The organism is Cognataquiflexum aquatile, from assembly GCF_003316845.1.
GTDB classification, from domain to species: Bacteria; Bacteroidota; Bacteroidia; order Cytophagales; family Cyclobacteriaceae; genus Cognataquiflexum; species Cognataquiflexum aquatile.
This window is the reverse complement of the sequence record NZ_QMIK01000001.1, coordinates 181,033-195,227: the sequence shown is the minus strand read 5'-3', so window position 1 is coordinate 195,227 and position 14,195 is coordinate 181,033. Positions and strand designations below refer to the sequence as shown.

General features: G+C 41.0%; 12 protein-coding genes. 4 read left to right on the top strand and 8 right to left on the bottom strand.

The window, feature by feature from the left end; all coding sequences use genetic code 11:
- Positions 1-3: 3 nt before the first annotated feature.
- The 8 genes from DQW11_RS00875 to DQW11_RS00840 are packed head-to-tail and all read right to left on the bottom strand — an operon-like array spanning position 4 to position 8,730.
- Positions 4-2,349, bottom strand: a complete 2,346-nt coding sequence (locus tag DQW11_RS00875) for a GMC family oxidoreductase N-terminal domain-containing protein (protein WP_113922108.1) — start codon at positions 2,347-2,349, stop codon at positions 4-6.
- A gap of 2 nt (positions 2,350-2,351) precedes the next feature.
- Positions 2,352-4,067 (bottom strand): metallophosphoesterase family protein, encoded by a 1,716-nt coding sequence (locus DQW11_RS00870; RefSeq protein ID WP_113922107.1) that lies wholly within the window; start codon positions 4,065-4,067, stop codon positions 2,352-2,354.
- Complete coding sequence (locus DQW11_RS00865) at positions 4,057-5,481, bottom strand: patatin-like phospholipase family protein (protein ID WP_113922106.1); 1,425 nt, start codon at positions 5,479-5,481, stop codon at positions 4,057-4,059. The genes DQW11_RS00870 and DQW11_RS00865 overlap by 11 nt, the downstream gene beginning before the upstream one ends.
- Positions 5,474-5,887, bottom strand: coding sequence for a DUF4345 family protein (locus DQW11_RS00860; protein WP_113922105.1), 414 nt, complete (start codon positions 5,885-5,887; stop codon positions 5,474-5,476). Before DQW11_RS00860 ends, DQW11_RS00865 begins: the two co-directional genes overlap by 8 nt.
- Complete coding sequence (locus DQW11_RS00855) at positions 5,884-6,261, bottom strand: patatin (protein ID WP_113922104.1); 378 nt, start codon at positions 6,259-6,261, stop codon at positions 5,884-5,886. The genes DQW11_RS00860 and DQW11_RS00855 overlap by 4 nt, the downstream gene beginning before the upstream one ends.
- A gap of 49 nt (positions 6,262-6,310) precedes the next feature.
- Positions 6,311-6,793, bottom strand: a complete 483-nt coding sequence (locus tag DQW11_RS00850; RefSeq protein ID WP_113922103.1) for a hypothetical protein — start codon at positions 6,791-6,793, stop codon at positions 6,311-6,313.
- A gap of 24 nt (positions 6,794-6,817) precedes the next feature.
- On the bottom strand, positions 6,818-7,702 hold the full coding sequence (locus tag DQW11_RS00845) for an acetoacetate decarboxylase family protein (protein WP_113922102.1): 885 nt from the start codon (positions 7,700-7,702) through the stop codon (positions 6,818-6,820).
- A gap of 11 nt (positions 7,703-7,713) precedes the next feature.
- On the bottom strand, positions 7,714-8,730 hold the full coding sequence (locus DQW11_RS00840) for an alpha/beta hydrolase (RefSeq protein WP_113922101.1): 1,017 nt from the start codon (positions 8,728-8,730) through the stop codon (positions 7,714-7,716).
- Between the two features lie 483 nt (positions 8,731-9,213).
- Between DQW11_RS00840 and DQW11_RS00835 the strand changes: the two genes are divergently transcribed.
- The 4 genes from DQW11_RS00835 to hrpB all read left to right on the top strand — a co-directional run bounded on the left by DQW11_RS00835 (position 9,214) and on the right by hrpB (position 14,173).
- Positions 9,214-9,657 carry a hypothetical protein gene (locus DQW11_RS00835; protein WP_113922100.1) on the top strand — a complete coding sequence of 148 codons (444 nt, stop codon included), beginning with the start codon at positions 9,214-9,216 and terminating at the stop codon, positions 9,655-9,657.
- Between the two features lie 210 nt (positions 9,658-9,867).
- Entirely contained in the window at positions 9,868-11,013 is a 1,146-nt protein-coding gene (locus DQW11_RS00830; protein ID WP_113922099.1) for a Gfo/Idh/MocA family protein, read from the top strand.
- Between the two features lie 67 nt (positions 11,014-11,080).
- Positions 11,081-11,593 carry a DUF2911 domain-containing protein gene (locus DQW11_RS00825; protein ID WP_113922098.1) on the top strand — a complete coding sequence of 171 codons (513 nt, stop codon included), beginning with the start codon at positions 11,081-11,083 and terminating at the stop codon, positions 11,591-11,593.
- 99 nt (positions 11,594-11,692) lie between these two features.
- Positions 11,693-14,173 (top strand): ATP-dependent helicase HrpB, encoded by a 2,481-nt coding sequence (hrpB, locus tag DQW11_RS00820; protein WP_113922097.1) that lies wholly within the window; start codon positions 11,693-11,695, stop codon positions 14,171-14,173.
- Positions 14,174-14,195 lie beyond the last annotated feature (22 nt).

Genomic DNA, 14,195 nt, shown 5'->3' with positions numbered 1-14,195 from the left:
CCCCTATTTTCCCAAATTTTTGAAATAAGTTTCAAAGACATTTCCTGCAAAGAATTTTCCAAAGGTCCCTATGGCTTTCAATTCCTCCATTTTGTTGGTCGTATTCAAGGCCTTCATCGTAGTCAGTTGCTTTGCAAAATCAGCCGGCTCAATGATCAGCTTTCCTTTTCCGATCACTTTTCCTGAGCTTGAATCTCCTTCATGAAGTGTAATAAATAAAGTGGTAGTGTCTTTCCAAACGTCAAAACCTTTGTCATTGAATACCTCCTTGAATCCCATGAAATAGTATTTTTTACCTTCTTGGCTCAACAAAAGGGTATTGTAAATCATCTTTTTTCTATCAGGATCATGGCTGTGTTCAATAAATAAATTGAAAGTGCCATTGACAGCAGTCAGAGGAAATTTGGATAAAGCAGGCGCAAGCATGATTCCAAACATTCCCGCTTCATGGGTTGCAATTTCTACAAATGATTCTACATCATTTGATTTGATGGTCAACGTGAACTCAAAAGGAGAATCCGAAGCCTTCCCTTTTTCAAACCCCTTTGCATAATCATCGGTTTCATCCAATGAAAAATACCCTTTCATAGACTCAGTAAATTGAACTCCGGGCTTAAGGTTTGGAGAGGAATCCTTTTCAGAAATAGATTTCAAGCCATAATCCATCTTCAAACCGAGGTCTTCGGCGATGTGTTTACAACTCCTTTCAGCCAATGCGCTGATTGTCAATAAAGGATTCGTTCCTACAGGTCTCGGAATTACCGCCCCATCCATCACGTAAAGGCCTTTATGGAGTTCAGTTCCTGATTTGCCTGAAAAAACCTGTCCTTTGTGGTCCACCACTCCATTGGTTGCATCATCGGCCATGCCACAGCCACCCAAAGGGTGTACCGTCACAAGGTCATAATCCATCAATTTGTTCCATGTAGGGTTAGGTATCTGACTTCCGCCAAGGGCATCTGTTGCACTGTACAATTCCCCGGAAACTTTGTTGAATATCTCTTGTTTTCCGACTCCTTTCCATTTGATGTTGAGGTTATCTTTTTCCAATACCATTTCACCTTTACCATCATCGTGTGTCATGACCAGGTAAATTTGGGTATGGTTGACCGCGCCATAGAAGGGTCCCCTGATCAAACTGGTGATTTCCCTTACCTTTTCTTTGAAAAAATCACCCCATCCTCTATCCGTGTTTTTGCCAAACAGGCGGGAAGTAGTAACCAACATGCCGGCCATCAATCCCCTGATCGGGCCGGGAACCGTTCCCTCTTCCAAAGTCATCCCATCCTCCAACTTTGGTCTGTTTCGCATATCAATGACACTTGTGATACAAGGTCCTACGTCTGCAATTTTTTCAGTTGCCTTTTTTCCAAGTCCGATTCCATTGATCACGACATCGTTGTTATAACCAAAGCCCAAAACATCACCGTTTCCCGTAAATCTTTTTCCAAGGAAATCGGATACCGACAGTCCTTTTTGGGCTGACCGCAACAATATCTCTGTGGAACCTAGAGAACCTGCGCCAAGGATAACATTGTCCGTCTCTATGAACATCTCCGGCGCATCAAATACCTCTCTACCTGTAAGCATGGGATGGAAAAATACCCTCCATCCACCTGCTATTTTCTGGATGTGGCGGACATTGATTTCGGTAAAAATCTCCGCCCCATGGTTGAAGGCATCGGGCAGGTAATTCATCGCAGTGGTGTTTTTGGCGCCCACATTGCAACCGGTAACGCAGTCTCCACAGTTGGTACATTTGGGTTGGGAGATGCCTACATGATTGTCTTTCTTATTTTCAAAAGTAACATTGATATCCAAAAGTCTGAATTCTTCTGCCATCCTTTCGGCTGATTTCCTCATTCCTTTGGTCTTGTGTAAAACAGGGTATCCATTTTGATTTTCCGGATAAGGGTTAGGTTTTAGCATTTCCCAAGCCTTGTCCAATCCTTCATAAAAAGAGGGTAAATCTTTTCTAATCGCACTTGGCCACTCAGGCTGATCCATCACTCTGGGTTCCGGTTTGATGGAGACATTGGCATTGATGAGGGAAGTGCCGCCAAGTCCACAGCCTTTGAGTACAGAGATTCCTTGGCCTATGGTAAATTCATAGAGTCCATTCTTTTCCTTGGATTCTTTGCCAGTGTTTAAGGTCATCTCTTTGGTAGCTTCTGCAAGGGTATCAGGAAATTGACCAGGTAAAAACTCTTTTCCTTTTTCGAAAAGACACACGGATTTGCCCAAACGGGACATCCGTGAAGCAGCAATACTTCCTCCATATCCTGATCCGATTACGATAAAATCATAACGGCTTTTCAGGTCAGACAGTGGCTTCGATAGTTTTTTCATAGTTAATGTGGGATTTGGATGGGTTCTTCGATCAATTCATATTTTACTTCATCTCCTTCAAAACGGGGATTTTTTTCATCGCCTACATTTTTCCAATTTTTGACTGCTGTACGGATGCCGACAGGATAAATGGTCGTTCCTGTCGCGGAAATATGGATTCGGATAAAGTTCTTAAAATCTTCTCCCTTGAAAGAGGAAGAAGCTTCGGTAATGTGGTTATTGAGAAACCTTGAACTGAACCACAGGTATGTTCCAAAAATAAAACCGCTCAATAAGCCTCCTATGACCCACATTTCAATAAATAAAATCAATCCCTGAAACGGTACACCCGCAAGATTGACTGAATTAAAAAGAGGTAAATAAACCAAGCAAAGATAAAACACCAAAATGTGGGACAATCCATGGACCGCACCGGTGATTTTATTGGCTGTTTTATGGTTTCCGGATTTAAAATCGGTGAACATGTATATACCCAAACAAAAAGTCAGGTTCAATAGAATCACCGATGGTGTCAATATCGCAATGTCAAAAAGGTCAAGCGCCGATCCTGAGGGATTGGAATTGGTGATATAAAAATTCTCTGTCTGAATGCCTCCAATCAGGAGGAAATAAAAAGAAAGTGCATGTACCAATCCCAAAATCAGAACCATCCAAGGACCGTGGATAAAAAATAGGAGGTTTTTATTATTGAGACTCAGCGACTCACTTTTTGAAGGAAATGCTTTTTTGAAAGATGCATCAAAACCCTCACTTGGGTTTATCTTTTCTTTGAGGCTATGGGTCGAATGCATGAATGCACCTCCCCCTCCGGCAGTAATCAGCTGTCGTGTTTCCTTTGGCCCAACCTTTTCCTCATACCGGGAATAATGGTGAAGATCTCCTGTAAGAATCGTGGTGATTTCGATGTCTTTATTTTTTCCTTTATAATAGCATTCGGGATCGGTTTTATCCTCTGTTTCCCCTTTCAAAATCCTGTTAATAAAAAACTTAAGGCGTTTGTTTGAACTGTTGGATTCATCAAAAGATTCATATACCCAAGCAGGTTCGGCGGTGGCAAGAATGATTTTATCCTTTGCCTTCAATTCTTTTTCTGCCAGATTTTGAAAGTAATTGAGTTGGGGAACATCAATGTCAGCATTCAATTGGATATCTATTCCGATCAACCAATAGTTATTGGGTAGTTTGACTGCAAAATAACTCCTGCTTTGCTTGGTTCTCCAATTTCCAAGAGAACGGTTTTGGCAGAATACTTTCAAAAAATTGGTCAGCCCATCATACCAATCGTGGTTGCCGGGGATTACAAAAAGTCCCGGCGGATCGGGATCTGCATTGTTTTTTGGAAAAGCAGCATGATAAGGACCCTGTAGCCTGTTTCGATATTCCTCCATCTCGGGAGTGGGATAGACTTCATCGCCACCCATGATCAAAATATTCCCTCTTTTGGTTTGAATTCCTCCTAATTCCAATTGCTCTTTGGCCAACAAGTACGCGACAGTATAGGTAGCATTGAATCCATCTCCCAAATCAGAAATATAATCCAGCCAAATGTCTTTTCTGTCTGAATAATCATAGAACCCCCTTCCGGGATCCAAGGCAGCTTGCATTTCTCTCCTATCCGCAAAATTCCCAAATACTGTTGAAACAACGGTTTTGATTCCTGTAGCAGCAAGCTGCTTGGGATCATACCAGTCAACCATTGGTTTTTTTTCAAAATCCATAGTTTATAAAATTTTTTAAAGTGGAAAAACGCTTTCGAATCCCTGTTCTTTGGTTCAGGGTTGTTTTTAGGCTGCTGAAATAAACAGCCTTTAACCGATCAATGATCGATTGGTAAAGAATGGAATCAAGTATTAATTTACCATTTTCATCCCACATTTTCAGCTTAATCTGCTTGAAATTCAATCCAAGAAACATTTCAATTTGGTTGGTCAAAATGGTAGTAACCATGACTTTATAGGCTTTTCCATCCACCATGGCGGAAGACTGAATCTCCAATTGTTTACCTGATTTGGAATTGGAAAAAGCTGTGGTATGATCAAAGCCGGAAATCTCATAAGTACTTATCGGCAGTTTTAAACTTGAATAAACCTCGAGTTCATTTTTTTCACGAAACTCAGCGAATCTGAAATACAAGGAATATTTCATTTTTTCCGTTTTTGAGGGATTTCCTGATCTTCCTGAAAAGGTTGCTCGAAAACTGTATAAAAAATCCGGCTCTCTATTTTGAGTTGCCACCACATCCATTGATTCTCCTTGAGGAGGAATTGTAGAAAGGTATTTTTTTGCATGTGCATACCCCATGTTGATGAGTTCTCGGGCATTGACCTTGTTGAAGAAAAAATCGGGATCAAGAGGAAGCGGAATATCGGGTTTGATGACAAAAAGTTTGATGGGTTCAAATTCTGATTGCCCAATCGCTCCAATTTCATTGGTCAATTTTATCTGATTATAATCTTCCAAAAGTGCTCCATTTGCACTCATTTCGATCATATGCACATATTGGTTGAAAGCACCGCCAAGGTAAGTTGGGCTGTTTCCAATCGCCCAAACCAACCAAAGTTCCTTTGAGCCCTGCCTGACAGCTTCCATCAGGTTGGCATCTTTTATCCACACAGCGTCGGTATACCAAGTTCCTTCGATTTGAATGGCCGGCATAAATATGGGCAAGGAAACTCCCGCTATCAAATGGTCTTCCTTGACACCCTCTGAGGGAATGGCTTCAACTGATTTGGTAGAAAAATTGCAGACATTAAATGTGGCAGCAAATTTTTCTTGTTTGTTGATTTGAGAAACAGAAATCCCCAAATGGGGAAATACTTTTTTTCTGATGTTGTCAGCATCTGCAAATCCCTGTGTTTTGAAAGGTTTGAGATAACTTTTGGCACTTCCTGCAGACATAAAACCAGATAGGTTCAAGGTTCGCCATTTTTCAGCCATCTCTTTCGGATTTTTGCCGCTAGCGAGCATACCGGTATTAAAAATCCCGCCGGATGTACCATCTACATGGTCAAAGTGGATTCCGGCCTCTTCTAAAGCTACCAACACTCCTGCTTGGTAAGCCACCCTCATTCCCCCTCCTGCAAGAATCAGGGATTTTTTAGAGTTATTGCCGTTTTTATAAAGATTAACCATTTTTTGAAAGGGAAGACTTGGAAAACACGAAAATCATTACCCATCCTATCGCCTCATAAAAGAGGAAAAACTTGGTCAAAAGACCGGGATTGCCATCCACTAACCATGATACAATCCTTGCCATGATTCCCAATCCCATGATGATCAGAAAAACATTGTTGAATTTTGTCTCTGAAAAAATCTCCTTGAAAAATACCAGGGCAAAAATTCCAAAACCCAATTCCAAAGCTCTCAAGAATCTATATTGACTTAGGATATTTATCCTTTCATAGTCATTTAAATCATTGATCTGAATATGAAACAGAGTGGCAAAATCCCAAACAGGATTTATAAATGCACCCCAAAGCCCGGCAACAACCACCGTACCTATATAGGTATAGAAAAAGAAATAGCTAGCCATTTTCATTCTGATGGCAGGGTTTTGATATAATACAAAAACAACAAGCCTGAGAACAGGTCAAAAACAGCAACTCCCAAAGCCATCCCAGAAAACAGGCCATTCATGACCCCGAGGCTTACTGCAACAAAAGCACCTAATTTCTGCAAAGCACACCAAAACACCACTACTTTACTGGTATGGGTACTATAAATCGCATGGACCAACATTCCTCCAAAAAGGGCCATGAACATGCCCACAATCCCAAACAGATGCCGTGTGGACTCAGTAATGTCGGCTCCGATCACCTTCAGGACCGTTGCCGGCATAAATACCTGAGTCAAACCTGATATGATGGTAACCACTGAAATGGCAATGACTATTAAAGTGAGATATTTCTTCATGCTGCCTCTTGGTTAAATGGATAAACTGAAAATGAAATGGTACTGGGAATTATCTTCCTTTCGCCTTGGCAATAAAAAAATACATGGTAATGCACCACATTACAGTCAATATGATCCATCTTAAATCATTGAGATACATCCAGTCAGTAAGAAGGATCTGAAGTGTAGCTTCATCTGTTACCCCCGCAGAGAATTGGTCATTGATATCCTCTATGTATGCCTGTTGGATAATCACCGGAGCAAAAAGTCCCGGAATCCAGACTATGGGAACCCACATCAATTTTGACTTCCATTCCGAAACAAGCATGATCACCAAGCATACTGCCATGATGGGAATAGTGATGAAGAAAAACTTGGTAGCTAAGGTGGTTTGAGGGATAATTGCGTCGTAATAATTCTCCAGGTTAAGAGTAGAAGGGTAATTTGGGAACCAGAAGAAATGAAGGGACCAGAACATCCCCAAATAAATAGAGGCACAAAAAAAGACATAAGCATTGCTCAGGTCAACGATGGTTTGTTTTAGAGGGCTCATAGGGAAAATGGTTTTTGTGGAATATTAGATTTTGTACTTTTCGAAATCTGTTATCGAAGGGTCAGGAAGCCAATCTTCACTCAATCCCAGGTTATAAATGCTTTCAAGGCCTTCGGGCATTTTTTTCTGGGGCTCGTCATAAGTCATAAACCAACAATCGAAGTGATCATCAAGTATGCCATTGGCTTTTGGCATAAACAGAGTAAAATAAGGGTCAGGATTGATATCTATGTCCCGCAAAAATGAAACATTGGGATGGTCACCGATATAAAGCTTTCCTTTGGCCTTTCCAAAAAGATTGACACCTGCTTTGGTATCAAAGTAAATGTATGATGCCATGAGCATATTCCTGAACCTGCAATAGTTGGTTGCACCGATTTTAAGCTTTAGGGAAGCGCTTTTCGGTCTTTCAATTTCTATTCGGAATGCAAATTGTCCGTCTTTTTCATATTGACTTGTGACCTTATCATCCGTTACCTTAAAATCGAGATTGGCTTTGTGCTTGGGCATTCCCCAAATTCCCTTTCCCCCTTTCACAGAAACCTCACTGCTTACCGGAAGGTCGAGTATGTATTGGCCTGTTCCATAGGTTTTTAGCATCACAGCATTGAGCATTCGTGGAGCTGGTTTTGGTCCGTGTGTACATCCAATCGCGATGCTGTATTCGATGTATTTGCCAATACTTGTATCCAGGTAATTGATCACGGTAATGAGTAAGGTTGCTTTTCCGTTTGGAAGGAGAAGGGCGTGGATTTCATTTCCAGGAAGAAGGGCATTTGCTTTTTCCCAATCGCAGGTAAAACCAGCCATCAAAGCAGGTGAATTTTTTGCACTGACGGGCATCACGTAGGGAATTCCGTCCACCAACGCATGTCTGCCTTGGTAATTTTTGATTCTGTTAGGTGGCATGGGAATAAAAATTAAGGTTTGTTTAACTCAGCAATCATCAGGGGAAATACATCTTTATGGGAATTTTTGCCAAAGAAAACGTCGAGATGGCTATAATTTTCCAATAGGTACAATTGATGGACACCGGAATCCACCCTTTCCAAATACTCGAAAGTATGTTGTTGGCTATCAGGCAGGAAGCATAGGTTTTTCATACCTCCAAACAGTACAATCCTTGCTTCAGGTCTAAAATTTTTTGGTGCATAGCTTTGGCCGTTTTGACCATTAATAGGTATCAAAACCCCTTTTCTGATACATTTTTGGATATGCTTGAAAAATGTCAGTGGGACGTTCGCGAATTCCTGCTGAATCCAGTTCTTTGTTTCTTCATTGAGGTTTTCCAACAGCCAAAGGGCAGGAAAACCTGATCCATATGTGAAACTCACAAATTTACCCACCATAGTATCATTTTCAGGATGGGTAACTTTCACAAGTTTTCGAAGCATTTTGGTTTTGAAATCAGGAGCTTCAAGGCCCCACTGAGGATTGAGGTAATCAAACATCAAGCTGACGATAGGAACCAAAAAGTTGATTTTGAATATGGAGAAATTGGGGACAACTGGATGAAGCGAAACGGCGTTGCTGATAATTGTTTTCACCTCAGGAAGAAGCCCTTTGACATAAGAAATCATGAAACTGGTACTTCCCTGACAATGGATGATGGCTTTGATTTCTTTTTTACCAGTCATTTCGACTATTTTCCTGACTGCAGCAGGATGGTCATTCTCAGCCACTATATCAAGATTCCATTCATTTGGCTGAAGGTCAATGCTCGCACGCCAGTTTTCCAGCCACACATCGTATCCGGCCTCAGCCAAAGCTTGAATGATATTTGTATCTGTGGGTGCATTGAAAATATTGGCCCTCACCCCTGCCCCATGTACCAACAAAACCGGACCTTTAGAATCACCTGATTTTTTATAGTGCCAAAGATTGCATCGGAATCCATCTAGCGCTTTAAACTCGACAATGTCAAACTGATCTTCCATCTTATCTTAAAAAACAGCTTTAATTTAATATAAAAAATTGCTAAATCCTTATTTTCCAAAATAAATTATCAATTAATGAATTAAATATTAGGAATAATTTTAAGTTAAAATATTTCTATTTATAAATAATTGGATAGATTTCCACTTCTTTTGGTTTGCGGTAATTGGTTTTCAAACATTGATTACCAATTTTGATTCTGTCTTTGTTTTATAAAACAGATTGATTGTTTGGTTTTATTATTGGTGAAAACTGAATTGAAAAGCGGGAAAATTATCATCAAGCTGGTATTCTTTTCATTGTTTCAAACGAGTGTTGTAGTATTTAGAATATTTGATATCCAATAAAAAATATTTCATCCTATAAATTTTGTAATGTATATTTTTTTGATAATAAAATTTTGATGTTAATTTTTTTCTTACTTATTTTCAATCAGTTGAGTCACCCAAAAGCCCAACATTAATCACCCTAATACTCCATTTGAAATGAAAAAAGTCCTTATAAGCGCATTTGCTTTTTTGATGGTTTGCTTCACCCTCTTGTCCCATAACCTTTTGGCTAATGAAGATATTCTCCCAAAAAACGCTTCACTTTTAAATGAGGTGAAACAACAGGATGAATCAAAGGAATTTACAGAAGCAGGATTATTTCCTTTTTTTGGCGATAATTCAGGTTTCCCGATGGAAATCAGCAAATCACAACTTCTCTACATTTCCATAATCCTTTCGGTTACTTTATTGGTTTTTGCACACAAGAATAATTTTGAAACTGACATCTATGCTTTTTACCATACTGATAGAAATGGCTGTATCACATTTGGAAGTATTGAAGAACAGCGTGCCTATGAATTAAGAGGCTTTTTGGCAAAGACATTTCGGATTTTAGGTATTTTGACTGCCTTTGCATCTGTTATTATGATTATTATTTAAATAGACTCTGATTACCCATCCAAAACATTGACTTTGGCTAATTTTTTTATCTATTCATAATTGGTGAAGAGGTCCACTGCAGCTACTGCAGTGGCCTTTTTTCATTTTAGGCCCTTTTTCCCCTTATTTGGAATGACTTTTTGTTTTCTATTTTTTTAAAATATGAATCTTGCCCCTATCTTTAATTCCGATTTCAAACCAATTTAACCAATGAAAAAAATAAAAACAGCCATTGTTGGAACAGGATTTATTGGCCCTGCCCACTTGGAAGCTTTGAGAAGATTACCCAATATTGAAGTCACAGCACTCTGCGAGGTGAACATCGATTTGGCTAAAGAAAAAGCAACCCAACTCGGTATTCCTAATGCCTACACTTTTGAGGAAATGCTCAAGCAGCCGGAGATTGACGTAGTCCACATCTGTACGCCAAACTTCCTGCATTTTTCCCAATCAAAGGCTGCTTTATTGGCCGGTAAACATGTGGTATGCGAAAAACCTCTTGCAACCAAAATAGAAGAAGCGGAAGAATTGGTCGCTTTGGCCAAAGAAAAAGGCTTGGTAAATGCCGTACATTTCAACCTTCGTTACTATCCTATTGTCCGTCAGATGAAAACCATGCGTGAAAACGGAGATTTGGGCGAGGTATATAGTGTCATGGGTTCTTACCTTCAGGATTGGTTGTTTCTGCAGACTGATTACAATTGGAGATTGGAACCGGACAAATCAGGTGATTCCAGGGCAATCGCTGACATCGGTTCGCACCTTTTGGATATCACTGAGTATGTCACAGGCCTAAAAGTAACTGAAGTGATGGCGGATTTCAGTACAGTTCATAAAACAAGGCTGAAGCCATTGAAAGCCATTGAAACCTATTCAGGGAAAATGCTTGAACCCTCGGATTATGCGGAAGTGCCAATCAACACTGAAGACCACGCGAGTGTATTGTTGAGATTTGACAATGGAAACAAAGGCTCAGTCACGGTAAGCCAGGTAAATGCAGGCAGGAAAAACAGGTTGAATATTGAGATTTCAGGTTCAAAAGCCAACTTTGAATGGTGTTCAGAAAGGCCTAATGAACTTTGGATAGGCAAAAGAGAAACAGCAAACCATCATCTTATGAAAGACCCTTCCCTCCTTTCCCGTGAAGCTTCAGCTTTGGTGAGTTTTCCTGGTGGACATAATGAAGGTTTTCCGGATACCTCAAAACAGATGTTCAAAGAAGTATATGCCGCGGTAAGGGAAGGAAAGCAGCCTGAGAAACCTAGTTTCCCCACTTTTGCCGATGGGCTTAGAGAACTTTTGATCTGCGAAAGAATCATAGAAAGCCATAGGAAGCAGGCTTGGGTAAAAATTTAACCAAGTTTTTACAACCAAAATACGACTGTACAAGTTAAACCATCAAATATTTACTACATTTTAAACCATGAAAAAAATGAATTTAAAAAGATTTGGCTTTTTGACCTTGTTGCTTGCAATGATGTCAATTGTTGCGATTGCACAAGAAAAAGCAAGTCCTGCAAAAACTGCAGAAGGAACAATAAAAGGTTCTAAAATCACCATCAACTACAGTAGCCCTGCAGTAAAAGGAAGGGTAATCTGGGGAGATTTGGTACCACTTGGCCAAGTTTGGAGAGCAGGTGCTGACGATGCCACTACTTTTGAGACATCCAAAGACATCAAAATCCAGGGAAAGACACTTCCTGCGGGAAAGTATTCTTTCTTTCTCATCCCAGGTGAGACAAGTTCTACCTTTATTTTCAACAAAGAAGCCAAACAATGGGGAGCTTACAAATATGACCAAAGCAAAGATGCTTTAAGAGTTGAGGTTCCTTCTATCCAAACTTCTACCTTGGAAGAAAGATTGGTATATGAAGTGAAAGCTGACAGCTTTGAGATTCGTTGGGAATATGGAAAGGCATCTGCAAAAATTGAATAGAAAATAATTCCATTTGTAAAGCAATACCGCTGCTTTGGATAGGTAGATATTCAGTAAGCAGCGGTATTTTTTTTTTACCTTTGCATCAAATTTTAAACTTTGAACTTCGACTATCATTCAATTGACCTTCCTATAAAGGACATCATTCCTGAAGTAAAATCCCTACTTGCTGCCCATAACACCCTTATTGTAAATGCACCTCCCGGGGCCGGGAAAAGTACACTTTTGCCTTTGGTGTTATTGGAAGAGGGATTTTTGGAAGGGAAAAAGATATTGATGCTTGAACCAAGGAGACTTGCCGCCAAAACCATAGCATGGCGGATGTCAGATTTGATCGGTGAAAAAGTTGGGGAAACCATCGGTTTCAGGATCCGCTTTGAAAACCAAATATCCGCAAAAACCAAGATTGAGGTAGTCACCGAAGGGATTTTGACGAGGATGTTGCATTCCGACAGTACCTTGGAAGATGTCGGAATGGTGATATTTGATGAGTTTCATGAAAGGAACATTCATGCTGACGTAGCCATGGCACTATGCCGTGAAGTTCAGCAAATCCTCAGACCTGATTTAAGGATTCTGGTCATGTCGGCGACATTGGATATGCCGCAGTTGACGGCCCTGCTTCAAGCGCCCGCTATAAAAAGCGAGGGAAAATCCTTTCCTGTTTCCCAACATTATGTCGGTGATTTTGACCTTGGGATTTTACCCGAAATGGTTTCTAAATCAGTTATAGACGCTTCTTTGAAGCATACCGGAGACATTCTTGTTTTTTTACCCGGACAGGGAGAGATCAAAAAAACTGAGGCAATATTGAGGAGACAACTTCCGGGTTTTTCAATACACCCCTTGTATGGCCTGCTGAGTCCCCAAGCCCAGCATCAGGCTATTTTCCCCAATAAAAACGGAAAACGGAAAGTCGTTTTGGCTACTTCCATTGCAGAAACAAGCTTGACCATAGAAGGTATCGAAACAGTCGTGGATTCAGGTTATGGCAGAACTTCCAAATTTAACCCGAGAACAGGCCTTTCAAAGTTGGAAACGATCAGGATTTCCAAAGACTCCTCAGACCAGCGTTCTGGAAGGGCGGGCAGACTTGGTCCGGGGGTTTGCTATAGGATGTGGTCCAGGCATACTCATGCTCAAATGGCAGATTTCAGGACGCCGGAGATTTTGGAGGCAGATTTGGCTTTCCTCGTTCTTGACATGGTCCAATGGGGAATCAATGACATACAGCAACTGACTTGGCTGACTCCTCCCCCCTCGGGACATATTTCTCAGGCCTATGATTTGCTCCATGAGATCAATGCCTTAGAATCAGGAAAAATCACAGCACATGGACAAAAAATACACAACATTCCTGCGCACCCAAGGATAGCGCATATGTTGCTCATGGCGGAGCAAATCCAAAAAACGGGTTTGGCCACAGACATCGCCGCCTTGTTGGAGGAAAGAGATCCTTTGGATGCTGACTCCGGAGTGGATATCAACCTGAGGTTGGAATCACTACGAAGGGCCCGTAGGGAAGGACTATCTGTAAAGGGGATCAACAAAATAGAAAAAGTAGCCCGACAATATCGGAAAATGCTACACATTGAGGAAGAAAACGGATTTGTGGACCCTTTTGAAACTGGTTTGCTGATCGCCTATGCCTATCCTGAAAGGATTGCCTGCTCCAGACCTGGCAACAATGCCCAATTTCAGTTGGCAAATGGAAAGATAGTCATGATGGGTCACAAAGATGACCTTGCCCATGAATCGTGGCTTGCAGTTTCTCACGTGGATGCAAGGGATGGGGTTGGTAAAATATTCATGGCCTCTCCGCTTAATCCCAAAGACCTGATTTCGATGGTGAAAGAGAAAAAGATCATCAAATGGGACAAAAGAAACGGGGAATTGGTAGCCGTCAAAAACCTTTGTCTTGGTTCCATCATCTTGAAATCCAGCCCACTGACCAACCTCTCAGAAACAGACAGGGCAGCAGCAATCCTGGAAGCAATACGGTCAGAAGGGGAAAATTTACTTGATTTTGATGAAGATACCCTTCAGCTTCAAAACCGTGTCAACTCCCTGAGGAATTGGAATCCTGATCAAGTTTGGCCAGATTTTTCGATACCGACACTTCTTGAAAATGCAGATAAATGGCTCTCGCCATACCTCCTCGGGGTCAAACGAGAAGAAGACCTTCTCAGATTAAAACTGAAAGACATCCTGCTCAACAGCCTCGATTTTAATCAGCAAAAGGTTCTTCAGTCCTTGGCACCGGAAAAAATAGCAGTTCCCAGTGGAAGCATGATCCCGGTTAAGTATACTGCGCTTGGCGAATCCCCTGTGTTGGCTGTACGTCTTCAGGAAGTATTCGGGTGGCTCGACACACCCAAAATCAATGAAGGTAAAATTCCGCTTTTGTTGCATCTTTTGTCCCCCGGATTCAAGCCTGTGCAGGTGACTTCGGACCTGAGGAGTTTTTGGATGAACACCTATTTCGAAGTGAAAAAAGAAATGAAGAGGAGGTACCCTAAACATTCCTGGCCTGAGGAACCTTTACAGGCAGAAGCTGTACGTGGGGTAAAGCGAAAATAGCCTGCAAATTTCAGAACCTGAT